This is a genomic window from Streptomyces sp. MMS24-W38, from assembly GCF_059889265.1.
On sequence record NZ_JCBCPP010000001.1, the window covers coordinates 4,361,624 to 4,385,932 of the forward strand.

At 73.9% G+C, this 24,309-nt stretch carries 17 protein-coding genes; 5 read left to right on the top strand and 12 right to left on the bottom strand.

Going from position 1 to position 24,309, the window contains the following annotated elements:
* Positions 1–130: 130 nt before the first annotated feature.
* Both AC6F7H_RS18840 and AC6F7H_RS18845 read left to right on the top strand, forming a co-directional pair.
* Positions 131–658: a single-stranded DNA-binding protein gene (locus AC6F7H_RS18840; RefSeq protein ID WP_500758111.1), complete on the top strand. Its 528-nt coding sequence runs from the start codon at positions 131–133 to the stop codon at positions 656–658.
* Positions 659–937: 279 nt separating this feature from the next.
* Positions 938–2,380, top strand: coding sequence for a Cys-Gln thioester bond-forming surface protein (locus AC6F7H_RS18845; protein ID WP_500758112.1), 1,443 nt, complete (start codon positions 938–940; stop codon positions 2,378–2,380).
* A gap of 216 nt (positions 2,381–2,596) precedes the next feature.
* Here the strand turns inward: AC6F7H_RS18845 and AC6F7H_RS18850 are convergent, their stop codons facing one another.
* Both AC6F7H_RS18850 and AC6F7H_RS18855 read right to left on the bottom strand, forming a co-directional pair.
* Positions 2,597–3,061 carry a GNAT family N-acetyltransferase gene (locus AC6F7H_RS18850; protein ID WP_500758113.1) on the bottom strand — a complete coding sequence of 155 codons (465 nt, stop codon included), beginning with the start codon at positions 3,059–3,061 and terminating at the stop codon, positions 2,597–2,599.
* Between the two features lie 196 nt (positions 3,062–3,257).
* Positions 3,258–3,458 carry a hypothetical protein gene (locus AC6F7H_RS18855; protein WP_500758114.1) on the bottom strand — a complete coding sequence of 67 codons (201 nt, stop codon included), beginning with the start codon at positions 3,456–3,458 and terminating at the stop codon, positions 3,258–3,260.
* A 331-nt stretch (positions 3,459–3,789) separates the two neighbouring features.
* Here AC6F7H_RS18855 and ettA point away from each other — a divergent pair, with 331 nt between their 5' ends.
* The 3 genes from ettA to AC6F7H_RS18870 are packed head-to-tail and all read left to right on the top strand — an operon-like array spanning position 3,790 to position 6,588.
* Positions 3,790–5,454 carry an energy-dependent translational throttle protein EttA gene (gene ettA, locus AC6F7H_RS18860; protein WP_500758115.1) on the top strand — a complete coding sequence of 555 codons (1,665 nt, stop codon included), beginning with the start codon at positions 3,790–3,792 and terminating at the stop codon, positions 5,452–5,454.
* A gap of 4 nt (positions 5,455–5,458) precedes the next feature.
* Entirely contained in the window at positions 5,459–5,905 is a 447-nt protein-coding gene (locus tag AC6F7H_RS18865) for an acyl-CoA thioesterase (RefSeq protein ID WP_500758116.1), read from the top strand.
* The gene (locus AC6F7H_RS18870; protein ID WP_500758117.1) at positions 5,902–6,588 is read left to right on the top strand and encodes a DUF8010 domain-containing protein; all 687 of its coding nucleotides are present in this window, start codon (positions 5,902–5,904) and stop codon (positions 6,586–6,588) included. The genes AC6F7H_RS18865 and AC6F7H_RS18870 overlap by 4 nt, the downstream gene beginning before the upstream one ends.
* 25 nt (positions 6,589–6,613) lie before the next feature.
* On the opposite strand, the gene AC6F7H_RS18875 is transcribed toward AC6F7H_RS18870, so the two are convergent.
* The 10 genes from AC6F7H_RS18875 to AC6F7H_RS18920 form a co-directional block, all read right to left on the bottom strand.
* The gene (locus AC6F7H_RS18875) at positions 6,614–7,594 is read right to left on the bottom strand and encodes an ABC transporter ATP-binding protein (protein WP_500758118.1); all 981 of its coding nucleotides are present in this window, start codon (positions 7,592–7,594) and stop codon (positions 6,614–6,616) included.
* A gap of 63 nt (positions 7,595–7,657) precedes the next feature.
* Complete coding sequence (locus tag AC6F7H_RS18880; protein ID WP_500758119.1) at positions 7,658–10,426, bottom strand: FtsX-like permease family protein; 2,769 nt, start codon at positions 10,424–10,426, stop codon at positions 7,658–7,660.
* Positions 10,427–10,678: 252 nt separating this feature from the next.
* Positions 10,679–14,005: an FtsX-like permease family protein gene (locus AC6F7H_RS18885; protein WP_500758120.1), complete on the bottom strand. Its 3,327-nt coding sequence runs from the start codon at positions 14,003–14,005 to the stop codon at positions 10,679–10,681.
* A gap of 155 nt (positions 14,006–14,160) precedes the next feature.
* A complete protein-coding gene (locus AC6F7H_RS18890) occupies positions 14,161–14,574 on the bottom strand; it encodes a globin (RefSeq protein WP_109379140.1) in 414 nt (137 codons plus the stop codon).
* 136 nt (positions 14,575–14,710) lie between these two features.
* On the bottom strand, positions 14,711–16,009 hold the full coding sequence (locus tag AC6F7H_RS18895; protein ID WP_500758121.1) for an FHA domain-containing protein: 1,299 nt from the start codon (positions 16,007–16,009) through the stop codon (positions 14,711–14,713).
* An 80-nt stretch (positions 16,010–16,089) separates the two neighbouring features.
* Positions 16,090–17,436: a vWA domain-containing protein gene (locus tag AC6F7H_RS18900; RefSeq protein WP_500758122.1), complete on the bottom strand. Its 1,347-nt coding sequence runs from the start codon at positions 17,434–17,436 to the stop codon at positions 16,090–16,092.
* A 145-nt stretch (positions 17,437–17,581) separates the two neighbouring features.
* The gene (locus AC6F7H_RS18905; RefSeq protein WP_500758123.1) at positions 17,582–19,108 is read right to left on the bottom strand and encodes a PP2C family protein-serine/threonine phosphatase; all 1,527 of its coding nucleotides are present in this window, start codon (positions 19,106–19,108) and stop codon (positions 17,582–17,584) included.
* Between the two features lie 3 nt (positions 19,109–19,111).
* On the bottom strand, positions 19,112–21,811 hold the full coding sequence (locus AC6F7H_RS18910) for a serine/threonine-protein kinase (protein ID WP_500758124.1): 2,700 nt from the start codon (positions 21,809–21,811) through the stop codon (positions 19,112–19,114).
* 22 nt (positions 21,812–21,833) lie between these two features.
* Positions 21,834–23,171 (bottom strand): hypothetical protein, encoded by a 1,338-nt coding sequence (locus tag AC6F7H_RS18915; RefSeq protein WP_500758125.1) that lies wholly within the window; start codon positions 23,169–23,171, stop codon positions 21,834–21,836.
* Positions 23,172–23,251: 80 nt separating this feature from the next.
* The gene (locus AC6F7H_RS18920) at positions 23,252–24,298 is read right to left on the bottom strand and encodes a glutamate ABC transporter substrate-binding protein (RefSeq protein ID WP_500758126.1); all 1,047 of its coding nucleotides are present in this window, start codon (positions 24,296–24,298) and stop codon (positions 23,252–23,254) included.
* Positions 24,299–24,309: the final 11 nt, after the last annotated feature.

Consider the following 24,309-nt stretch of genomic DNA (forward strand, 5'->3'; position numbering starts at 1 on the left):
CGGTGGTGGTCCACAGGCCTCAGCGGGCCCGGCCCGAAGGGGGCAGTCTGACTCGCATCCGTACGGGGCGGGCCCGTACGCGTATCCGCCCGGCGCCGGTGCCGGCGTCAGGACGGGGGAGGCGGGCACGATGAACGAGACGACGATCTGCGCGGTGGGCAACGTGGCGACGCGGCCGGTGTACCGGGAGACGGCGTCCGGACCGGTGGCGAGGTTCCGGCTGGCGGTCACCTCGCGGTACTGGAACCGGGAGAAGAGCGCGTGGGCGGACGGCCACACCAACTTCTTCACGGTGTGGGCCAACCGGCAGCTCGCCACCAACACCATGGCCTCGCTGTCGGTGGGCGAACCCGTGCTGGTGCGGGGGCGGCTGAAGGTCCGCACGGAGACCCGCGAGGGGCAGCAGGGCCGGACCTCGGCGGACATCGAGGCGGTGGCGATCGGCCACGACCTGGCCCGGGGCACGTCGGCGTTCCGGCGCTCGGGCCGGCCGGAGCAGCCGACCTCCCCGGACCGGCCGGAGCCCGCCTGGGAGACGGGTGCGGGTGACACGGCCGCTGCCGGTGGGGAAGCCGAGGCGGCCGAAGAGGCGGGCACGGCCGACGGGTCCGGGACCGTCGCCGCCCAACGAACACCGGAACCGGCCATGGTGACGTGATGTCACCGGTCGGGCCCCGGCGGCGCGACTGGCCGAAGTGCGGCTTATCGGCGGTTGAATGGGGAACGGTCCCGGGCGGATTTGTCGACAAGCCCTGTTCGTGCCCGCGTCGGCGATAACGATTGCGAGTCGGATCATGCCTCCGAGCTGATCATCGACAGGCGTGCTCCGAGGCGTACTTAGGATGCCGGGCATGGCTCCCGGGGCTCTCGGGGCCGGTGATTCTGCTGGTGGGGCCCGTCCCCCACGTCTAACGGGTCCCGCTCGGAGGGGAAATCGGTGTTTGCGGCGTTCTCTGCGTTCTCTGCGTTGTCTGCGTGCTCTGCGCCCCGGCGTGCGACGGTGACCCGTCTCGCCGCCGGGACGCTGGTGTCCGGACTCGTCGCCGCCGGTGTGCTGGCCGGCGCCGGGACGGCTGCCGCCACTCCTGGCACTCCCGGCGCGGCGCGCGGTGAGGGCGGGGCGGCCGCGACGGTGGAGGGCCTGAAGACGTACGGCGAGGCCGTGATCCACGGCGCCGCCGGGGACCAGCGGGTGTCGGCGGGGCTGTTCGAGATGTCCGTCGAGGGCGGCGGCATGCTGCAGACCTACTGCGTCGACATCCAGACCCCCACGCAGACGGACGCGAAGTACTACGAGACCGCGTGGAACGGGACCTCGCTGGGCGCCAATGAGGACGCCGGCCGGATCCGCTGGATCCTGCGCAACTCCTACCCCCAGGTGAACGACCTCGCGGCGCTCGCCGACCGGGCGGGCGTCCGGGGCCAGCTCACCGAGCAGGACGCGGCGGCCGGTACGCAGGTGGCGATCTGGCGCTACTCCGACGACGTGGACGTGGAGGCCGTGGACCCCCAGGCGGAGCAGCTCGCGGACTACCTGGAGAAGAGCGCCCGGAACCAGCCGGAGCCGAGGGCGTCGCTGACCCTGGAGCCGCCGGCCGTCTCCGGCCGTCCGGGTGAGCTGCTCGGCCCGGTGACGGTGCGCACGGACGCGGACAGCGTGACGGTGTCACCGCCGGCGGACGCCGCCACGAGCGGGGTGCGGATCGTCGACCGGGCCGGCGAGCCCGTCACCACGGCGACGGACGGCGGCAAGGTGTTCTTCGAGATACCCGAGGACGCGCCGGCGGACACGGTCGAGCTGACCGCGCAGGCATCGACCACCGTGCCGGTCGGCCGGGCCTTCGCCTCCGACAGCCGCAGCCAGACCCAGATCCTGGCCGGCTCCAGCACCTCGACGGTCTCCGCGACGGCGAGCGCGACCTGGGCGGAGCGGGGTGCGATACCGGCGGTGTCCGCCCGGACGAACTGCGCCGAGGGCGGCGTCGACGTCACCGCCGTCAACCAGGACGACGAGCCCTTCACCTTCGAGCTCGCGGAGCGCGAGTACACCGTCGAGCCGGGCGAGTCCCGCACGGTGACGGTCCCGCTGGCCGAGGACCGGGCGTACGACTTCACGGTCCGGGGCTCGGACGGCTTCGAGAAGCGGTTCACCGGCATGCTCGACTGCCGGACCCGGGCCGCCGAGACCGGCGTGGACGTCCAGACCCTCAGCGGGCCCACCCCCACCCCCGTGGGCGGCACGGCCACCGACGTCAACCTCGCCGAGACCGGCGCCTCCAGCCTCACCCCCTGGATCGTCGGCACCGCCATCACCCTGGTCGTCCTCGGCGGCACGGCCCTGGTCATCACCCGCCAGCGCGAGACGACCCGGGAGAGCTGAACCGGCACGGGTGGTGTCCGTCCACGGTCTGACCGGAGACGGCACCCACTTCGAAGGCCGGGGCGCGGCCGTGAACGACGAATCGGTCACGCCCCGCCGAACGGCACCGCGAGCGCTGCTCCGTCCCGGTGAGCTCCGGGACAGGAGCAGCCCGGTCGACACACCTGGACAGTGGCGGCGGCTCACAGCCGCCCCCGCGTCAGGTGAGCGGTGGGCTCAGGTGGGGTCCTCGTCGAGTGTCAACATGATGTGCTCATGCTCTCCGTACCGAACCGTTCCGGTACGCCGGAAGCCGTGTTTCTCCAGCAGCCGCACCGAGCCGGTGTTCCCGACGAAGGGGTCGGCGTGCAGGGGGCGGGCCTTCTCCCGCTCCAGGAACAGTGCCAGTGCCCGCGTACCGATGCCCCGCCCCCAGTACCGCCTGCCGAGCCAGTATCCGATGAAGCGCCGGCCCTCGCCCCACCACGCCACCACGTTGCCCGCCAGTTCCCCGTCGACGGTGACGGCCTGCACGAAGACGGTGGGGTCCCCGAGGACCTTCGTCGTCCAGTGGGTCATGAAGGCTTCTCGTTCCCGGGGCGGGAAATTCGACCGCTGGACGGCCTCGGGATCGTGCTCCTGCGCGAAGAACTCCTCCAGATCGGCGTGTCCGACGTCTCTTAAACGCACCTGATCGCTCATGCCCAGGGAGTCTGCCACCAGCCACTGACACCCCCGGGAGGAGGAAGCCGGTCGGCTGACGTCGGCGACGCCGGACGGCAGTACACGGCAGCGCCCCTGAGCGGCCGCCGGACCAGCCGATGCCGATCGGTACGGCGACCGCTGGTCGCGGCCGCCGACGATCAGTTGTGGCTGTGCTGAAGGGGCGCCCCCAGGTTCACCAGGAGTGAGATCGCGTTCGGCCACGGCCGAGAAGTCTCCGGATCAGCAGGAATGCGGCCACAGCGATCAGGGCCATCCCCATGAGGGTCAGGGCAGCCCCGAGGATGATCAGAAATGTTCCGATAAGGATCAGAAGTATCCCAATCAGGACCAGGAGTGTCCCGATGATGAGGAGAAAGATCGCGAGGACGGTCACAGTTGCCTCCTGTCCTCCCTCCCGCTCTGACCCCTTCCCCGCTCCCGGGCAAACACTCTGCTCCACGATCAGCGACGGCTTGCCGCGGCCGAGAGGTCGGTCCGCGGTCCGCTGGTTTCCACCAGGACCGGCGTCGGGCCGTCTGTGGGCCGTGCGAGGCTGCCCGGGGCCGACCGACGACGACCGGCGGTGACGGTCGAGCCGCGACCACCGGCGGCGAAACCGCAGGTCAGCGCCCCCTGGCCAGATGGGTTTCCCCCTGGGGGTGGCGGTCGGGCAAGATGGGGTGTATCTGCCCACTGCCAGATTTCAAGCTGCCGGACGGTTTCTCTTGGCTGAGTTCATTTACACCATGCGCAAGGCGCGCAAAGCGCACGGCGACAAGGTGATCCTCGACGACGTCACCCTGAGCTTCTACCCCGGGGCGAAGATCGGTGTCGTCGGTCCGAACGGTGCCGGTAAGTCGACCGTTCTGAAGATCATGGCGGGGCTGGAGCAGCCGTCCAACGGCGACGCCTTCCTCACTCCCGGTTACACCGTGGGCATCCTGCTCCAGGAGCCCCCGCTGAACGAGGAGAAGACCGTCCTGGAGAACGTCCAGGAGGGTGTCGCCGAGACCAAGGGCAAGCTCGACCGGTTCAACGAGATCGCCGAGCAGATGGCGACCGAGTACACCGACGAGCTCATGGACGAGATGGGCAAGCTGCAGGAGCAGCTCGACCACGCAGGCGCCTGGGACCTCGACGCCCAGCTGGAGCAGGCCATGGACGCCCTGGGCTGCCCGCCCGGCGACTGGCCCGTCGCCAACCTCTCCGGTGGTGAGAAGCGCCGCGTCGCGCTCTGCAAGCTGCTGCTCGAGGCGCCCGACCTGCTGCTCCTCGACGAGCCCACCAACCACCTCGACGCCGAGTCCGTGAACTGGCTGGAGCAGCACCTCGCCAAGTACGAGGGCACCGTCGTCGCCGTCACCCACGACCGGTACTTCCTGGACAACGTCGCCGGGTGGATCTGCGAGGTCGACCGCGGCCGGCTGCACGGCTACGAGGGCAACTACTCCAAGTACCTCGAGACCAAGGCCGCCCGCCTCAAGGTCGAGGGCGCCAAGGACGCCAAGCGGCAGAAGCGCCTCAAGGACGAGCTCGAGTGGGTGCGGTCCAACGCCAAGGGACGCCAGGCCAAGTCCAAGGCGCGTCTGGCCCGCTACGAGGAGATGGCCGCCGAGGCCGACAAGATGCGGAAGCTGGACTTCGAGGAGATCCAGATCCCGCCGGGCCCGCGGCTGGGCAACGTCGTCGTCGAGGTGAACAACCTCAGCAAGGGCTTCGGCGACAAGCTGCTGATCGACGACCTCAGCTTCACGCTGCCGCGCAACGGCATCGTCGGGATCATCGGTCCCAACGGCGCCGGCAAGACCACGCTGTTCAAGATGCTCCAGGGCCTCGAGGACCCCGACTCCGGGTCGGTCAAGGTCGGCGAGACCGTCAAGATCTCCTACGTGGACCAGACCCGCGCGAACATCGACCCCAAGAAGACGCTGTGGGCCGTCGTCTCCGACGAGCTGGACTACATCAACGTGGGCCAGGTCGAGATGCCCTCGCGGGCCTACGTCTCCGCCTTCGGGTTCAAGGGGCCGGACCAGCAGAAGCCCGCCGGTGTCCTCTCCGGCGGTGAGCGCAACCGGCTGAACCTCGCGCTCACCCTCAAGCAGGGCGGCAACCTGCTGCTCCTCGACGAGCCGACCAACGACCTCGACGTCGAGACGCTGTCGAGCCTGGAGAACGCGCTACTCGAGTTCCCGGGGTGCGCCGTGGTCATCTCCCACGACCGGTGGTTCCTGGACCGCGTCGCCACGCACATCCTCGCCTACGAGGGCGAGTCCAAGTGGTTCTGGTTCGAGGGCAACTTCGAGTCGTACGAGAAGAACAAGATCGAGCGGCTCGGCCCGGACGCCGCCCGCCCGCACCGCGCCACCTACAAGAAGCTGACCCGGGGCTGATCTCTTGCGGCACATCTACCGCTGCCCGCTGCGCTGGGCGGACATGGACGCGTACGGCCACGTCAACAACGTGGTCTTCCTCCGCTACCTGGAGGAAGCCCGTATCGATTTCCTGTTCCGCCCGGACAAGGACTTCCAGCAGGGGTCCGTGGTGGCACGCCATGAGATCGACTACAAGCGGCAGCTCGTCCACCGGCACACGCCGGTGGACATCGAGCTGTGGGTCACGGAGATCCGGGCGGCGTCCTTCACCCTCACCTACGAGGTGAAGGACGGCGACCAGCTCTACGTCCGGGCCTCCACGGTGATCGTGCCGTTCGACTTCGAGGCCCAGCGTCCGCGCCGTATCACCCGGGAGGAGAAGGAGTTCCTCCAGGAATACACGGACGGCGGGGACGGCGAAGACGACGGGAACGCCGACGCCGACCAGGAGGAGGCCGTCGCGGCATGACGGTGCTCCACCTCGCCGACGAGGGGGAGGCGGCGGATCTCGCGGCCTTCCTCTCCCGGCTGCTCCACTACGACCGTGCGGCCGCCGTGCGCCTGAAGGCGTCGGGCACCGCACTGGCCGTGTTCGGCCGCCCTCCCTCCTTCGAGGTGCTGGCGATCCGCGCCGTGCGGCTGGCCAAGCCGTACGAGAACGGTCTCGACGTCACCCTGGACGTGACCGTGTCCGCCGGTGAGCTGCTGGAATCGGTGGACGAGTCCGCCGCCACCGCCACGGTGCCGGGCGCGGTCACCGGGCCGCCGTGGGCCGGCGTGCTCCCGCCGCGCGGAGGCTGGCAGGCCGAACCGGGGCTGCCCGCACCGGACGCCCTCCGCGCGCTCGTCGCCGCCGCGGTCACCGAGTTCCGGGCGCGCACCGAGGCGTTGACCGCCGAGTCGCGCACCCGGGCCGAACTCGACCGGATCGGGCGGGAGATCTGGTCCCGCACGGTCGGCCGGACCGACCTCCCGGTGCGGGCCGTGCACGCGGCCCAGTCACTGGGCTTCCTCCGGCCCCTCGAGCCTGCCGACGCGGACGGCGCGCCGGTGCTGCTCGTCTCCGGGACCTGGCTCCGGCTGCGGACACCGTACGGGTCCGTCGCCCTGCGGCGCGCGGGGCTCGGGGCGCTCGGCCTCAGCGTGCGCTGAGGCAGCCCCCGCCGACCCCCGGTCCTCAGCCCTCGGCGCGCTCACTGTCGTCCGGGCGGACGGCTATGTGGTCCGGTTCCAGCTCCAGGGCGACGCGGTCGCGCATGCCCAGGGTCCGGGTGTAGTCGGCGGGGAGCTGGAGGCGGCCGGCGCGGTCGAGCATGGCGTACTCGCGGGCGACGACGGTCTCGTGACCGGTGGCGGCGTCGACCTCGCTGCGGCGCAGCACCTCGGTGGAGGTGCGGCCGTCGCGGATGGCGACCGTGCGGCGGACCTCGCTCGCCACCGCCTGGTCGTGGGTGACGATCACGATGGTCGTGCCGAGCCGCTCGTTCGCGGTGCGGAACGCGGCGAAGATCTGTTCCGCGGTGTGCGAGTCCAGCTCGCCGGTCGGCTCGTCGGCGAGCAGGACCGACGGATCGTTGGCAAGGGCCACGGCGATGGCTACGCGCTGCTGCTGGCCGCCGGACATCTGGTGCGGGTGCCGGTCACGGCAGTCGGCGACCTCCAGCAACTCCAGCAGTTCCACCACGCGTTCGGCGCGGGCCCGGCGGGCGGACCGACCCCGGGCGGCGGCGCGCAGACGCATCGGCAGGGCGACGTTCTGCGCCGAGGTCAGATACGGCAGCAGGTTGCGGGAGGTCTGCTGCCAGACGAAGCCGACGACCTCGCGGCGGTAGGAGAGGCGGTCCTTCGCGGTCATCGCGAGCAGGTCGCGGCCCGCGACCCGGGCCGCGCCGGCGGTGGGGGTGTCCAGCCCGGCCAGGATGTTCATCAGGGTCGACTTGCCGCTGCCGGACGCGCCCACGAGAGCCATCAACTCGCCCTCGCGCACCAGGAGATCGAGGCCCTGCAGGGCCTGCACCTCCACGCCGTCCGCGGTGAAGACCCGGACGAGACGGTCGCAGGTGATGAGCGCGTCATGGCCGAAGGCGGGACGCTCGCGGTCGGCGGCGACACGGTGGGCCAGCTCGGCCAGCGTGGGATCCGGGGTCGTCGGGGTCATCGTGCAGCATCTCCTGGAAGAGGAACGGCAGGGGCCGGGTTCGTCGGGAGCAGGGCCGTACGGTCAACGGGCGTCACCCGCCCGCAGTTCGCGCACCGCGTCCCGGCGGCCCGTCCACCAGGCCTGTGCCGCCGCGATCCCGACGGTGAGCACGACCACCGTCAGGGCGGGCACCAGCAGTGACACCGGGTCGGTGAGCAGCGTGGCCCGGCCCGCCGGGGACCTGGTCGCCGGGAGGGCGACGGCCGTCAGGTCGATGCCGGGGGCGAGCAGCCGGATCGTCGCCCACGCCGTGAGGGTGCCGCCGGCCGCCGCGAGCAGGGCCTGCGGGAGGGACTCCAGGACGAGCAGGCGGCGGCCCTGGGCGCGGGTGAGGCCCATGGTGCGCAGGCGGGCCAGGAGCGCGGCCCGTTCGGGGGCGGCACGCACCAGGGTCAGCAGCAGGGCGAGCACGGCGTACCCGGCGCCCGCCGCCACCGCCGCGGTGTAGACGCGTTCCACGCCGGACTGGAGGGGCGAGTCGACGTATCCGGCGCGTTCCTCGGCGCGCACCTGGACCGACGTCCCGCTGTCCGTCGCCCGGCGCAGCGCGGCCCCGTCCACCCGGTCGCCGGTCACCAGCAGCGCGGTCGGGCGGGCGGCGCGGGCCGAGAGCGCGGACCGGTCCACGACCAGGAACTCCTCGCCGACGACGGCCGGGGTCCGCTCCCGCACCAGCACGATCCGCACGTTGACCGAGCTGCCGTCCTCCATGCGCACCGCGAAGGGCCGGGTGCCGTGGCGGTCGGCGACCCCGGGGGAGGCCACGGCGGGCAGGGTGTCCGACCCGCCCGGCGCCAGGACGTCCCGGTCGAAGGTGCCGATGCCGGTGTGCCGGGTGAGGGCCGCGTAGCCGGCCGGGTCGACGCCGGCCACCGGGACCGCGCCCTCCCGGGACTGGGCGTGGTGGGCGACGCTGACGGCGGTGACCTCCTGGACGCCGGGTGCCCGGCGGACCCGGTCGGTCAGGTCGGCGGGCAGTACGTGGAGCGCCCCCACACGGGCGTCGGCGCCGACCGTGAGCAGGGCCGCCCGGTCCCGGGCGTCGGCCACGCCGCTGAGCACGGAACCACCGAAGGCGGCCGTGGTCAGCGCGGTGAGCAGGGCCAGCAGGGGCAGCACCGCGGAGCCGGAGGCACGGCCCGCGCGGGCCAGGGACAGCGGGCCGACCACGCCCCGCAGCCGTGCCGCGGGGCGGGCCAGCCCGCGCAGGGGCAGCGGGTACAGCCGTGCCAGCACCAGCGCGGCGATCACGCCCACCAGCACCGGGGCCAGGGACACCAGGTGGTCCCCGGAGGCGTCCGGCCCGCCCGACGTGCCGCGGGTGCGCAGTGCCACGACCGCGCCCACCGCCATTACGAGCAGGGTGAGTTCGGCGACCGTGCGGCGCCGTGCGGGGCGGGCCGTGGCGACGTCCCGGCGCCCGGTGTGCGCGCGGACGGCGCGGTGCGCGACGAGGGCCCGCAGGGGCAGGGCCAGGCAGGCGAGGAGCGCGACGGCGCCGGCGGCGGCCACGGAGTACGCCGGCCGGGCCTCGCGGACCGTGAGCCAGGCCGCGGCCAGTCCGAGGAGGGCCGCGGGCACGGCGACCACCGCGGTCTCGGCCAGCAGCCGGCCGGTGACGCCGCGCAGGGAGCCGCCGCGGGCGCGCAGCAGCGTGAGTTCGCCGCTGCGCCGGTCGGCGGCGAGGCCGCCCGCCATGAGCAGGACGACGACGGCGACCGTGCCGGTGCCGAAGGCGGCGACGGCGGCCAGCGGACCGATGGCGGTGCGCAGCCCGGTGTGTTCGGTGAGCACGTCGTCCAGCTCGCTGCGCGCCCTGATGTCGAGTGCGGTGGCCTCCCGCATCCGCTGGAGGACCGGACCGGACTCCACGGCCGCGACGGCGGACGTCAGCCGGGGTACGTCGTAGCCGTGCAGGTCGGGGACGGACGGGGCGAGCCCCCAGTACCGCCAGGGCTCCCCGGCCGTGCTCAGCAGGGCGGGGGCCGCGTCCGGCGGCAGCAGCAGCGCGCCCATCCAGTACTGCCGGGCGTCGGGGTCGCCGGGGAGGATCGTCAGGCCCGGGGTGCGCATCAGGGGGTCGGCCGACCAGTACGCGCCCCGGGGATCGCGCGGTTCGACGATGCCGGTGATCCGCACCTCGAGGGGAGCGCGTGCCACACCGGGGAACGTCAGGACGGAGCCCACCTCGATGTTCAGGTCCCTGGCCGTGTCGGCGGAGACGGCGCCCTCGACCCGGGTCGTCGCCGAGGTCACGGTGTCCGGGACCTTCGGCAGCCGGCCCTCGCGCAGCCGGGAGTGGTCGGCGAGCCCGTTCTGCGCGAGGAGGTAGAGGTGTGCGGGCACCCCGTTCGGACGGGGCAGCCAGGGCTCGGACATCTTCTGGGGCTCGAAGGTGCGCACGCCGGAGGAGGACTGGTGCGGGTCGAGGGGCAGGGACCGTCCGGCCAGGGCGAGGAGCTCGGACCGGTGGGCGCGGAGCGCGTCCCCGCGCACGGCCGTCTCCCGCTCCTGCTGGGGCAGGCCGGCGTCGGGCACCGGCGCGGCCAGCTGCACGCCGGTGCTGTCCGGCCCGGCCGACTCGAGGGCCCGGTGCAGGCCCGCGTCGCCGTACCGGTCGACCGCGCGCGGCAGCACGGCGGCCAGGAACGCGGTCACGGCCACCAGCAGCGCCAGCGCGAGCGCGGCCCCGGGCGCGGCCCGCAGCCGGGTGCGTACCCAGGGGGCGGCCACGCGCGAGCCCCGGACGCCGCGCTCGCCGCGCGATGTGGGGGTCGGCCGGACGGTCACCTGAACTCCTTCGGGGGATGTCCCGGCCTTCAGGCCGAGGTGGGGTACGTGATCGGGCAAGGTCCCCGCCGTGCGTTGCGGGAACCAAGCGCGCACACCGTGTCGATCGAGAACCAGGACGGCACACCCGAGCTTCGCTCGGCGAACCGGGCAGGTTCCGTCCCGGCTGGTGCTGAGGCAGTAGGACCTCGCAGGTCGCCGACCTGTGGGGCGTCTTGAGCCGGGAATCCCCCTGCTCCGGTCGGGGAGGGGTCAATCACCTCCTCGTTCCCGCAGCGAGGTCACCGGGTCGACCCGGCGCACCGCCAGGACGGCCGTGACCAGCAGCGGAGTGACGGCCACCGCGGCCAGCAGCACGGCCCCCCGTCCCACGGGCAGCTCCACCAGCACCTGGGGCACCGGACGGACGGCGTCCGACGTCAGCGTGATCAGCGGGATCACGGCCCGCGCCAGCACCGTGCCCCACAGCACGCCCACCGCCGAGGCCAGAGCGACCAGCACCCCGTGCTCGACGACCACCACCCGGGCCAGCCGCCGCCGTGAGGCGCCCAGGGCGCGCAGCACCGCGAACTCGGCGGACCGCTCCCGCAGCGCCCCGGCCGCGCTCACCGCGAACCCCACCGCCGTCAGCGCCGCCGCCGCGAGGGCCGCCGCGGTGAACGCCGCCTCGGGCCCCGCGCCGAACGGGTCGTCGCGCAGCCGGGCGGCGATCTCGTCCCGCACCACCACCCGGGACGGCTCGACGTCGGGCCGGTCCCGCAGCGCCGCTGCCACCCGCGCCGACGCGCCCGGCGCGGTCCGCAGCCACCACTCGGTGGGCAGCACGTTCTCGCCGTGGCTGTTCTGGAGCACCCGGTTGAGGGCCGGCAGGTCCAGCAGCAGGGCCCCGCCGTCGCCGCTCCCCCCGGTCGGTGCGGACGGCAGCCCCCGCACCGCGCGGACGATCCGCACCGGCACGGTGGAACCGTCGATCGTCACGTCCACGCGCTGTCCGGGGCGGGTGCTCGTCGAGGCCAGATAGCGGTCGGTGGCGATCGCGGTGACCTCGGCCGCCCCCTGCTGCGGGACCTGCAGCCGGACGGTGAGCAACGGGGGGTTCCAGAAGCCGTCCCCCGGGACGTGGCCGGTGCCGTAGGCGAAGGCCGGCGGGTCGGAGCCGAGAGCTTGGGGGCTGGTCGGGCCGGTGTTCGCGTCGGGGGCGGATTCCGTGGCCGTGAGTTGCGAGGACAACGCCCAGTCGGCGGGCAGGGCGAGGCGCCGGGCCCGGCCTTCGGTGTCCGTGGCGGTCAGCTCGGCCAGGGTGAGCCGGTGGTTCTCGGTCTTCCCGACCGGCTGGACCAGGTCGAGCTGCAGCCCGGTCAGGGTCAGTTCCCCCGGGGGCGCCTCGGCGACCGCGGCGAGGTCGAGGGTCAGCGGGTGGGCCCGCCCGTCGGCGCGGAGCCGGCCGAGGCCGAGCTTGTACGGGGTTCCGTAGGAGTCGGTCAGGGTGGTCCTGACATCGGCCGTGGTCCCGGGGCCCGCGCCCCGGATGCGGGCCGTCAGCGTCAGGCGCGCGGTGCCCTCGGGTATCCGTACACCCGCTGTCCCGCCCTTCGGCGCCAGGCCGCCCAGGAGCGGGCGGACCGGCTCGGGGGCGAGGTCGGAACGCATCAGCACGGTGTCCGCCGCACGCTCGGTGTCCAGCGCGAGCACGGTCGCCGTCCGGTCGCCGGACAGCGGCACCGACGTACGGTACGCGGGCGCGGCGGTCTCGACGCCGGGGACGGCCGCGTACGCCTGGGTGCGGCCCGGCTCGCTCTCCCCGGCGCCCAGGAGGCGCACCGGGGCACCGGCCCGGAAGTCCGCCTGGTCGTCCTGCGAGCGCTGCCACGAGGAACCCTGGCCGATCGCCAGCATGCCCAGCGCCACGGCGAGCACCAGCAGCAGGACCGGGCCCGCGCCCCGCATCGGCCGGCGGCTGAACTGCCAGCCCGCCAGCGCCCCCGGCAGCCCCCGGCCACGGGCCGCCCCGCGCTCCGCCAGCCGCGCCAGCGGCGGCAGCAGCCGCAGCGTGAGCACGGTGCCGGCCAGCAGGGCCAGCGCGGGGGCCGTGACGAGCAGCGGGTCGACGCCGAGGTGTGCGCCGACCACCCCGGAGGGCTGACGGCTCAGCTGCCAGTACGCCACGGCGGCCACCGCCAGCAGCCCGACGTCCGCGCCCGCCCGGACCACGCCGGGCAGCGGCCGGGCCCGGCCGGCCGCGAAGGAGGAGGTGAGGGCGGGCACCGTGACGGCCAGTGCGCAGCCCACCGCCACGCCCGCCGCCACCAGCCACACGGAGCCGCGTCCGGCAGCCGAACCGACCGAGGTGTCCAGGTGCAGCCCGATCCGGGCGAGCACGCCCCGCCCGGCGAGCAGCCCGGTGAGCGGTCCCGCCAGCAGCGGCGCACAGGCCGCCGCGGGCACCGCCAGCAGCAGTGCCTCCAGGGCGGCGAGCCTGGCCACCTGGGCGCGGGAGGCGCCGCGCGCCCGCAGCACCCGGGTCTCGCCAGCGCGTTCGGCGCTCAGCAGCCGGGCCACCAGGAACAGGGTGCAGCCGGCCAGCAGGACGAGCTGGAGGGCGATGATCAGCAGGGTCGAGCGGGAGACGAGCAGTGAGCGTTCGACCCGGTCCAGGGCGGTGGGCAGGGCACTCGTCGCGTTCGCCGAACCGCCCAGCGCCGGGTCCTCGCGCAGGGCGGCGACGCCGTCCCGGACCGCCTCGCGCAGCGCGCCGATCCGTCCGGTGTCCACCGCCTCGAAGTCGGCCGACGCGAGCCACGCCGAGGTACCGGCGCTGACCCGGTCGCCGCTGAGCGCCGAGGGGTCGGCGAGCAGCGGGCCGTACGTCGTGAAGTCCACCTCGACGACGCCGCGGCCGTGCAGGTCGTCCAGTTGCCAGTAGGGCGCGGTGGCGTCCACGGGCCGGTACAGGCCGGTGATCCGCACCTGGACGGCGGGGCCGCCGAGCCGGTCGGTGAGGGTGAGCCGGGCGCCGGGTGCCAGGCCGAGGCGGCGGGCGGCGGCCTCGGGCAGCGCGGTCTCGATCACCGGGCCGGCGGACGCCCCGGGCGGCCGGCCCGCGAAGATCCGCACCTGGGTGCGGTCCAGGGCGGCGAGGTGGGTGAGGCCGGGGGTGTCGGAGGCGCCCCGGTCGCCGGCGGGGGCACCCGGGTCCTCGCCACCCGCACCCGGATCCGCACGGCCGTCCGCGGGGCGCACGGACGCGGGCAGGGCGTACGGGCCGGAGCGGGACAGGGTGCGCAGGGTCACCGGCAGCCCGTCGAAGGCGGCACGGGCGCCGTCCCGTACGGCGGTGCCGGCCGCGGCACGCTCCCGCGCGGGGACGTCCGCCTCGACGACGAGGGTGGTGTCGGCCGTGCCCCGCGGGTCGCGCAGGGCGTGCCGCAGGGCCGCGTCGCCGATCGCGCCGGAGTACGCCGTGAGGGTCGCCAGCACCGCCGTGGTCAGCAGGACCGTGAGCAGCGCGGCGGCGAGCAGCGGCCGGTACGCACGGGCGCGCGCCAGGACGAACCTCACCGCCCCCGCAGCGCTCCCCACCCGAGACTCCCCCTGTCGTCCGGACCTCCGGGCGATCGTGTCAGACGGAGTCCGTCACGGGGTAGCGCTCGTGGCCCGGACTTGACCGGATCGTGATCGGATTCCGGCGACGGGCGACCGGAATGCGCACGTCCGCGAGGTGTCGGGCCGGTGGGTCAGTCCGGGGAGTTGATCATCGTGGCGGCGGCGTACGTCAGGTACTTCCACATCGTGTGGTCGTGCTCCTCGGACAGGCCGAGCTCGTCGAGGGCGTCGCGCATGTGCTTGAGCCAGGCGTCGTGCGCGGCCCGGTCGACCTTGAACGGCACGTGCCGCATCCGCAGCCGCGGGTGGCCCCGGTTCTGGCTGTACGTCGTCGGACCGCCCCAGTACTGGATCAGGAACAGCCTCAGCCGCTCCTCGGCCGGACCCAGGTCCTCCTCCGGGTACATGGGCCGCAGCAGCGGATCGTCCGCCACCCCCACGTAGAAACGGTGGACGAGCCGGCGGAAGGTCTCCTCCCCGCCGACCTGCTCGTAGAACGTCTGCTCCTGAAGCGTGCCGCGCCGAATCTCTGTCACGCCGTCCATGGTCTCAGACGCCGCGGCATAGGCCTCAGGACCTAGGTCTCCGGGGTCCGCGGGGGCTCAGGGGGCAGGGCCGGGGGTGGCGTTCCGCCCCTGCTCGCAAGGGGAGGCGGGGGCGGAACGCCACGGGTGTGCCTACTCAGCCCCGGTGGATGGTGATCGTCGTCCAGGCGCCCACGTGGACCCGGTCGCCGTCCTGCAACGGGACCGGGACGAAGGGCTGGATCGGTTCCTCCGAGCCGTTGACCGTCGTGCCGTTCGTCGAGTTCTGGTCGACGACCGCCCAACTGCCGTCCGGCTGCTGGACCAGCACCGCGTGCTGGTGCGAGACGCCCGGGTCCTCCGGCGGTGTCGACAGGTCGATGTCGGGGGTGTCACCGGTGGAGTGACGCCGGCGGCCGATCGTGAGCTGGTTGCCGGTGAGGGTGCGCTGCTGCTCGGGCGAGTACGCGGGCAGGTTCAGGCCCGTGGCCTCGGGGCCGGAGCGGTGCATCATCGCCATGAAGTAGTCACGGTCCGGACCGATCGTCGCGGTCCAGGTCACCGGAGCCTGGGGCTGCTGCGGGAAGCCGCCGGGGCCGGGCGGCGCCTGGGTCGCACCGGGCTGCGGGTAGCCGTAACCACCGGGGCCGCTCGGACCGCCGGGACCACCGGGGCCGTTCGGGCCGCCGGGGCCGCCGGAGGGCGGGGGGATCACCCAGTCGTCGTCACCGCCGCCGAAGGCGGGGCCGCCCTGGTGCGGCGGACGGCCGGTCTCCTGCGGGAATCCGGGCGGGGCCGGCGGGCCGCCGCCGAACGCCTGCGGACCACTCGGGGCGCCGGGGCCCCCCGGACCGCCGTAGCCACCCTGGCCACCGGGACCGCCGTGACCACCCGGACCGGGCGGCGGGGGAACCGGGCGAGAGGGGTCGCCGCCGAAACCGGGCGGGCCCGGCGGGATCGGCTCGGCGGGCCGGTTCACCTGGGACGGACGGGAGCCCTGGTACTCGTAGGAGTCACCGCCGTACGCCGGGCCGGGCGGCTGCTGGTACTGCCCCCCGTGCCCGCCCGGACCACCGGGCCCACCGGGACCGGGCGGTCCCCCGTGCCCACCCGGTCCGGGGGGCACCGGACGCGGGGCGGCCGGCGTGTACGAGGTGGCCGTGTTCGTCAGGAAGTTCCACCGGCACTCCTCGCAGAACGGCGCGCCGCCCTCACGCGGCGTGCGGCACTGCGGGCACAGCTCCGGCCGGGCGCCGGGGCCGGCCGGGCCGCCGAAACCGCCGGGGCCACCCGGGCCGCCGGGTCCGGACTGGCCGCCGGGAGGCGGGAATCCGTAGCCGCCGCCGGGTGGCGGTGGGGGAGGAGGCGGCGGGGGCACGGACCCCGCCATGCGGTGACCGCACACCTCGCACCAGTCGTCGGAACCCGACTGGTGTCCGTTCGGGCAGGTCGGCATGTCGGCGCCTCCTCCTCTCCTTTTCGGTCGCTTCCGACCGAAGTTCTCCGGCCTGGAGACCGGGCTCGTTCACTTCAGGTTCACTTTTTTACACGAACAGTCTTGGTGGACCGGGTTTCGAGTGTCATCTCGTCGGCCTCCTCGACCCTCGCTTTCAGTCGCACAGTACCTGTCGAGGCGTCGACCACGTCCACCACCTTCGCAAGCAGTTTCGCGGTGTCCGCGTTGCCGGAGGCGCTCGCGAGCTGAACGGCGCGGCCCAGTTTGGACGTTGCTCCGTCGAAATCGCCCGCTTTGCGCAAGTCGAGGCCTTGTTGGATGACTTGCGCAAGTTCGGCCTGCCCGGTGTAGTGGGCGACTTGGGGGTTCAAGGATGTGGAGGCGGCCATGTCGTCCGTCCACACCGCCCGCACGAGACCCTGCGCGCCGAGCTTCTGAACACCCTCCCCGGGCTGCGGGATGACCAGTGAGAGCCGGGCGGCGAGCATCTCCTGCCCGATGCCGGCGGGCGGGACCTCGACGCAGAGGTGGTAGTCACGGGACTCGTCGCCCCAGGAACCCAGCGGGTAGTCGCCCGCCCGCGGGCCGGCTTCGGTACGGCGACCGGTCAGTTCCTCGACCGTCGGCGCGACCTGTTTGACGAACTTCACAGTCGTGCCCACCGGGGTCCACAGCCGCAGGCAGACGTCCGCGACCTCCTTGCCCATCGCCGTCTCCATCATCCGCGTGAAGTCGGCGGCGAGTCCGGCCGGGTCGGCGACGATGTCGGCGCTGCCGAGGAGGCCGGAGGCGATGGCTGTGACTTCTTTCACTTCCCAGTCGGTGCCCACGCCGCGGGCGTCACAGGTGAACCGCCCGGCGCACGTCTCCAGGGCCGCCTTCAGATCCTCCGGCGACTCGTGCTCGTTGCGCCCGTCGGTCAGCAGGATGCCGTGCCGGATCGCCACGTCCGCCGACGACAGCAGCCGGTCGGCCAGCCGGAGCCAGGTGCCGATGGCCGTGCCCCCGCCGGAACTCAGCGCCCGCAGCGCCTGCTTGGCCTGCCCGCGAGTGGCCGCGTCGGCGACCGCGAGCCGCCCGGCACCGGGATAGACCTCCCGCGCCACATGCGTGCCGCCGACCACCGCGAAGTGCACGCCGTCGCGCAGGGCGTCGATCGCGGCGGCCGTGGCGTCCCGGGCGTTGCGCATCTTGGTCGGCGGATAGTCCATCGAGCCGGAGCAGTCGACCATGAGCACCACGGCCGCCGACGGACCCTCACCGGGTGCGTAGAGGTGGGGTGCCGCCACCGCGCTCCCGATGGTGCCGCCGCCGGTCGCGGTCACCGTGACGATGGCGTTGACCTCGCGGCCGCCCTCCGGCAGGTACTCGTTCTGGTACACGTCCACCGAGAACTGCGGCACGTTGGATTTCGAGAAGTTGGCCATGCCTGTTTCTCTCCCCCTGGAGAACCCCGCGACGATGCGGGGCGACGACAGCTGGCGGACCGGTCCCCTCCGGTTCGTTGGCACCTTCCCGCGGCTTCCCGCGGCTTCCCCGTAGTTTCCCCGCGGGGGCCCGCCGTACGCGGCCTCAGGCCGATCCTGCCCCCTGCGGCACGGCCGGGAACGGGACGAGGGCCACCGTCACGTTGTCGTGGCCCCCGCCGTCGAGGGCGTGACCGACCAGGACCCGGGCGGCGTGCAGCGGGCGGACGGCGGCGTCGACGGGGACGACCCGGGCCATCTCCTCGGCCGACTCCGCGTAGTTCCACAGCCCGTCGGTGCAGACCACGACCACACCGGGCCGGTCCGGCTTGAACGACGCGGTGTGCGGCTCCAGTTCGTAGGCGTCCGCGCCGAGCCAGCCGGTGATCGCGTGGGCGCGCTGGTCGGCGTACGCCTCGGCCTCGCCCATCAGTCCCGCGGCGACCATCTGCGCGGCCCAGGAGTCGTCCTCGGTGAGCCGGGCCGGGGGCGCGGCGCGGTCGACCGGCACCCAGTACACGCGGCTGTCGCCGACCCAGCCGACGACCAGCAGGCCGTCGGTCACCACACTGCCGACGAAGGTGCAGGCGGGGGCGTTCTGGTGCGGGGACCGTTCGCGGTCCGTGGCGGGCTCGTCGGCCAGGGCGTTGACCGCGTCCGCCGCGGCGACGATCGCGTCGTGCATCGCCTGCTGCGGGTGCGTGCCGCGCGGCAGGGCCGCGAGCAGCGACTCGTTCGCCGCCCGGGACGCGGCCAGCGAGGCCTCGTCGGGCCGGGTCGCGGAGGAGACGCCGTCGCAGACGACCGCGACCGAGGCGGGGGAGCCGTCGGGCAGCGTGGTGGTGCCGATCCCGAAGGCGTCCTCGTTGCGGTGGTGGCGCAGGCCACGGTCGCTGACCGCGGCCAGCGGGCCGCATTCCTTTTCCATGTGGTCCCGTTCGCGTGGCTGGGCGTGGCCGCAGTTCTCGCAGTAGCCGTCGTCGTCCACCCTGCCCGCGCGGCAGGCCACGCACACCGTGGTGTCCGGGGTGCCCGCGGGATCCGGGGCGGGCTGTCCGCGCTCGGCGGACACGCGCGGGTCCGGGGCCTGGAGCGGGTACTCCTCGGGCTGCGCGACCGGCTGGGAGGGGCGGTCGAAGCGCACACCGGAGGACCGGGCCGCGCCGGCGGCGGGAGGCGCGGCGGGCGCGGGCGCGGGCGCGGGCGGGGCGGCAGGGCGCGGTGGCACAACTGCCGGTGCCGGTGCCGGTGCCGGGGGTGCGGGGTGGGGGGTGGGGCCGGACAGCGGAAGTCCGGCCGAGTCCGTGCCCGCCAGGTCCGTCGGCCGGTGCGTCGGGGCGGACGCGCCGGAGCCCTCCGGACCGGCGGCGGGCCAGCCCGGTCCGGCCGGCGGCGCGGGCGGCGCCGGGGGCGCCACGGGGGGCGTCTGCGGGGGCCGGACCGCGGCCCCGCGCTCCGCCGGGCTCGGCGCGGGCACCGAACCGTTCATGACGATCGTCGGATGGTCCGTCGGCGGTGCCGGGACCGCCGACAGGTCGTATCCGCACGCACCGCAGAAACGATCACCCGACTCGAGGGGTTCCTCGCAGCTCGGGCACTTCGACAGAGCGGCCTGCTGGGGCATTTGCGACATCAACTACACCCATGTCCGGGGGCGGTAACGGTTGGCACGTTCCACCAGGTCGATCCTCTCCTCACCGCTCCGCGCCAGCCGGGCCAGCGTGCGGTACGAACGCTCCAGCCCGAAGCGCAGGTTCCGCTCGTCCAGTCCGCTGCCGAGCAGGGTCCGTCCCTCGGCAGCGCTGCCGGCGTTTCGGTTCCCCCGGCCCGGCGGGGCCGGAAGCGGAACGGAACCCTGGCTCCCGGAGAGTACCCAGTCCAGCGCGCAGCCGAGGACCTCGGCCGACAACTGCTCCCGGCGCGCCGGATCCAGGCCGTACGACTCCAGGGCCTCGACCTGGGACGCGGCGGCGCTCAGGTCGTCCAGGAACGGTACGTCACCGGCGGTGGCGGCCCGCCCCCGCAGCCGGGCGCGTACGGCCGCCACCCGCGCGGCCGTGTAGTGGATGGAGGACTCCGGCACCGACTCCAGCGTCCGTACGGCGCCGCGCCGGTCAGCGGTGGCGAGCCGCACGCGGGCCAGGCCGAACGCCGCGCTCACATGGCTCGGGTCGGTCGACCACACCAGGCGGTAGTACTCGGCGGCGTTGTCGAGCTGGCCCAGCACCTCCGCGCACAGGCCGAGCGCCAGCTTGGGCGCGATCTCGCCGGGGAAGGCGTCGTAGATCGCGTCGAAGGCGAGCGCGGCGCCCTCGTGGTCGCCGGTGACCAGAGCGGCGACCCCCCGGTACCAGACCATCCGCCAGTCGTCGGGGTCCCGCTCCTCCAGGGCCCGCAGCGCGTCCAGCGCGGTGTCCGACTCGCCGGTCTCCAGCCAGGCGCGGATCTGCCGCAGCCGGGTCTCGGCCGACGGCGCGGGCGCCGCCGCCAGGGCGTGGACCAGCTCGGCGGGCGCGGAGGCCAGCAGGCCCGCCAGGAAGCCGGCGTTCGGGTCGGTGGGGTCGACGTGCGGGACGGGCAGGGCGAGGGCCGCCGCGGGAGCGTCGACGGGCTTGACGATGTCCGCCGGGCCGGAGGCGGCGGTGGTGCCGGCGGTGGGGGAGGGGGCGGTGGCGGTTCCTTCGGCGAGCTGCTTCTGTCCCGGCGCCCGTCGTGATCCGGCTCGCCGCACCGCCCGCACCCCGAGGCGGGACACGTCGCCCCGCGACCGGGGGAACAACTCCGTGTCCGTCACCCGCGGTTCCGGGCCGAACAAGGTCGACAGGGCGGGACGAGCACGGCCCGACTGGAGCGAGACGACCTCGCGCAGGACACCGGTGAGCTGCTCGCTCATCTCCTGCGCGGAGGCGAACCTGCGGGCCGGATCGGGGTCGGTGGCGCGGACCAGCAGCCGGTAGAACGACTCGTACTGCCGGAAGACCTCGATGTGGTCGGGGTCGGGCAGCGAGTCCACGTAGACGTTCGTGTAGCCCTGGAAGTCGAAGGTGAGGACGGCGAGCGTCCGGGCGACCGTGTAGAGGTCGGAGGCGACCGAGGGGCCGACGTCGGCGACCTCGGGGGCCTGGTAGCCGACCGTGCCGTAGATGGCCGACTCGTCGTCGTCCGCCCTGCGCACCGCGCCCATGTCGATCAGCTTGAGCTCGTCCTCGGTCTGGATCGCGTTGTCGACCTTGAAGTCGCAGTACAGCAGGTTGCGGCTGTGCAGATGCCCCAGCGCCTCGAGCGCCTCGATGCCGTACGCGCACGCCTGCTCCACCGGCAGCGGGTCCCGTCTGCCGTCCGGCGTGCGGCGTCCGTTGGCGATCTCCTTCAGGGCCTTGCCGCCGACGTACTCCATGACGATGTAGCCGTCGAGGGAACCGGTGCGTGGGTCGAGGTGCTCCACGAAGTTGTAGATCCGCACGATGTTGGCGTGCTCGATCTCCGCGAGGAAGCGCCGCTCGGAGATCGCCGCGGCCATCGCGTCCTGGTCGCCCGTGTCCAGCAGGCCCTTGAGGACCACCCAGCGGTCCGAGACTGCCCGGTCCACGGCGAGGTAGATCCAGCCCAGTCCGCCGTGCGCCAGACAGCCGACCACCTCGTACTGGCCGTGCACCACGTCGCCGGCCCGCAGCTTCGGGACGAACGAGTACGGGTGGCCGCACTTGGTGCAGAAGCCCTCCGTACGACCCGGCCGGCCGGCCCGCGCACGGCCCACCTGGGCCCCGCAGTCCGAACGGGAGCAGAATCGCTTCCGCTCGGGCACCTCGGGGTTGTCCAGCACCATCGCGCGCGGGTCGGGGCGCGGGATCGGCGGGACCTGGACCAGCCCCGCGCCCAGCCGGCCGCGGCCGGAGGAGCCCGTCGACGAGCCGGAGCCGCGCACCGACACCGAGCGTTCGGCGCCGCCTCCCGGCAGGGAACGGGAGAGCCGCCCGGACACCGAGCGCCGGGACCGGGACGATCGCGACGATCTGGATGACTGTGACGGCTGTGACGGCTGTGACGACGCGCGCGAACCACGGCCGCCGGCCCGGGAGCCACGGCCGCCGGCGGTGAGGCCGGTCGGCACCGACCCGACCATGCCGGTCGTCGGCGACACCACCGGTGCCAGACCGCAGGTGTCGCAGTACAGCTCGCCGCCGCCGACGTCCTCGTAGGCACCCTCGCAGCCGGGACGCTGACACGCCCGGGGAGCGGCGGCCTGCGCCTGCGGCTCCTGCGGCTCCTGCTGTTCCGCCCGCGCTCCCTGCCCGTTCCGCCCCTGGCTGTGCGTCCGGTTCTCCGCCTGACTCATGCCGCTGCCTCCCCGTTGTCGCTCATGCGCCGGGCCTTTCGCCCTCCTCGGGCGTGCCCTGACCGGGCACCCGGGTTGCGGTGCCGAGGAGTTCGGCGGCCGCGTGCTGGTAGCGCAGCACCGCCTCCCGGGCGACGCGCAGATCGCAGGGCGCGCTCCACAGCATGCGGCGCGCCCTCTCGTACCGCTCGACCAGCACGGCGTCCTCCGCGAGGCCGTGCCGGGCGACCTTCGCCCGGTACGCGTCGAGCCGGCCGCGCAGCTCGGCACGGATCGCCAGCGGAGCGGTGACCGCGGTCAACGACTCGCGGGCGCGCTCCAGTTCCTCCTCCGCCTTCTGCTCCAGGGACTCCAGGAGCGGGGACAGGCGGTGCCACTGGGCGTGCCTGCGGTACTCGGCGGCCGTCGCCAGCTGCTCCTGCAGCACGGTCGGCGGCCCGCTGACGACCGGCACCTCCGTCGCGGCGATCTTCGCGAGCACCTCGCCGCGCGCGATGCGCGCCTCGGCGAGGGTGCGGTCGGCGCGGGACAGGACGTCCCGCAGCCGCACGATCCGCTTCTCGGAGTCCTGACGGACCGCCAGCACCGCGTCGATCTCGCGGCGCACCTCCTCCAGGGCCCGTGCCTCGCGGTCGTACACCGCCGTGTCCGGTCTGCCGCCGCCCGGCGCCGAACTTCCCTCCGCGGGCTTCCAGAACGCCAGCGGGTCGGACACCACCTGTGCGCGCAGCGCGGTCAGGGAGCGGGTGATCCGCTCCAGGTCGTCGCCCGCCGGATGCTCGCCGGGGCGCACACCGACCGGGTGCGCGAGCCGGCGGGTGCGCCGGAGCTCGGCGGCCAGCAGATCGATCCGGGCGGGCAGCGCCGACCACACCGCGTCCGCGGCGACGACCATGTCCAGCGACGACGCGTACAGCTCGTTCATCCGCTCGACCAGCGTGGCCAGCGAGTAGCGCTCGCTGAGCCGGTTCCCCGGCCGGCCCCGGGGCGTCGGCGCGTTCGCGGCGGCGGTGGCCGAGCCCGGGACCGTGACGCACTCGCCGCGCAGCAGCTCCGTCAGCTCCACCAGGTCCTCACGGCTGGACCAGCGGCGCCGGGCACGGATCTCGCGGGCGGTGCGCAGGGCGCCTGTGTACGCGTCGAAGTACGTCCACAGCAGCGTGATCGACGCCTCGGTGGCCGCCCAGCGCTCCTCGGTGCGGCCGGTGAGGCGGGCACCCTCCAGGAGCCTGCGGCCCGCGTGGTCCTGCAGGGCCAGGAGCGAGGTCTCGACCGCCTCGTGCTCCGCACCGAGCCGCGCGAGCGCACGGTCCACCTCGTCCCGGTCCATCACCGGCCCGGTGGGGTCCGTGTCACCCATCGATCACCTTTCGCTGCGGGTCGGTCGTTGACGGTCGGTCGTCGACGGTTCGTCTTCGGTGGTCACTCCTTGACGGCTGGTCAGTCCGTGCGCAGGTACTGCGGGGCGGGTGGCCTCGACTTCGCGGGATCACTGCCCAGTGTCGCCGACAGCCATGTCTCGTACGCCTTTTGCCACCCGTCCTCGGTGTCCTCGCGGAAGTCCACCAGGATCCGGTTGACCCGGCGCAGCAGGTCCTTCGCGCTCTTCTCCATCGCCACGCCGTAGTACTCGGTCGTGAAGGCGTCGCCCTTGAGTTCGACCGTCGGGTCCTGGGCGGCCTGGCTGGCGGCGAGCGCGCCGTCGGTGACCACCGCGTCGACCTCGCCGAGCTGCAGCCGCACCAGGCAGTCGAGCTGGTTGGGGACGGTGGTGCGGATGTCCGCGGACTTCGGGAGCCTGCCCGTCGCCTTGTCCTCCTCCAGCTTCGCGTACGCGGTGGAACCGGCCGCCGTGCAGATCCTCCGGTCCGCGAGCGTCTTGTCGTATCCCGTGATCGACGACGCCTTCGGGGCCAGGACCTGCTGTCCCGTCCTGAAGTACGGGGCGGAGAACGCCACGTCCCGGAGGCGTTCACAGTTGATCGTCATCGTGCGGACGACCATGTCGACCCGGCCGTCCTTGACCGCCGGGATGCGCTGGTCGGTGGGGATCGCCTTGAACTGGACCGCGTCCCGGTCGCCGAGTATGTCCTCGGCGATGCGGTGCGCCAGGTCGATGTCGAAGCCCTCGAGCTGTGCGCCGCCCCCGCCGTTGGGGTCCCGGTAGCCCCAGCGGTAGCTGTTCTGGTCGATGCCGACGATCAGCTTGCGCTTCTCGCCCGGCCGGTTCTTGATCGCGTCGATGGTGTCGCCGTCCACGTCGGAGGGAGGCAGGGTCTGCTTCTCCGGATCGGTGCACTCCGCGTCCGCGTCCGCACCGACGGCGTCCGTCACGGTGTGCCCCGCGGCCTTCGGGGCCTTGGCGGCGGGGGACCCGGCGCGGGTCAGCACCAGCGCGAAGATCAGCGCGAGCACGCACACGGTGGCCATCGCGCCCACCCCGCCCCAGCCCCGCAGACCGGCCCGCAGGCGTCGTGCGTTCCTCATCACGCCCCCTT

What these genes read in the sequence shown, in the direction of transcription:
- AC6F7H_RS18840 (WP_500758111.1), top strand. Translation starts at nt 131, where the DNA reads ATGAACGAGACGACGATCTGCGCGGTGGGCAACGTGGCGACGCGGCCG.
- AC6F7H_RS18850 (WP_500758113.1), bottom strand. Translation starts at nt 3,061, where the DNA reads ATGAGCGATCAGGTGCGTTTAAGAGACGTCGGACACGCCGATCTGGAG.
- AC6F7H_RS18870 (WP_500758117.1), top strand. Translation starts at nt 5,902, where the DNA reads ATGACGGTGCTCCACCTCGCCGACGAGGGGGAGGCGGCGGATCTCGCG.
- AC6F7H_RS18875 (WP_500758118.1), bottom strand. Translation starts at nt 7,594, where the DNA reads ATGACCCCGACGACCCCGGATCCCACGCTGGCCGAGCTGGCCCACCGT.
- AC6F7H_RS18890 (WP_109379140.1), bottom strand. Translation starts at nt 14,574, where the DNA reads ATGGACGGCGTGACAGAGATTCGGCGCGGCACGCTTCAGGAGCAGACG.
- AC6F7H_RS18895 (WP_500758121.1), bottom strand. Translation starts at nt 16,009, where the DNA reads ATGCCGACCTGCCCGAACGGACACCAGTCGGGTTCCGACGACTGGTGC.
- AC6F7H_RS18900 (WP_500758122.1), bottom strand. Translation starts at nt 17,436, where the DNA reads ATGGCCAACTTCTCGAAATCCAACGTGCCGCAGTTCTCGGTGGACGTG.
- AC6F7H_RS18905 (WP_500758123.1), bottom strand. Translation starts at nt 19,108, where the DNA reads ATGTCGCAAATGCCCCAGCAGGCCGCTCTGTCGAAGTGCCCGAGCTGC.
- AC6F7H_RS18910 (WP_500758124.1), bottom strand. Translation starts at nt 21,811, where the DNA reads ATGAGTCAGGCGGAGAACCGGACGCACAGCCAGGGGCGGAACGGGCAG.
- AC6F7H_RS18915 (WP_500758125.1), bottom strand. Translation starts at nt 23,171, where the DNA reads ATGGGTGACACGGACCCCACCGGGCCGGTGATGGACCGGGACGAGGTG.
- AC6F7H_RS18920 (WP_500758126.1), bottom strand. Translation starts at nt 24,298, where the DNA reads ATGAGGAACGCACGACGCCTGCGGGCCGGTCTGCGGGGCTGGGGCGGG.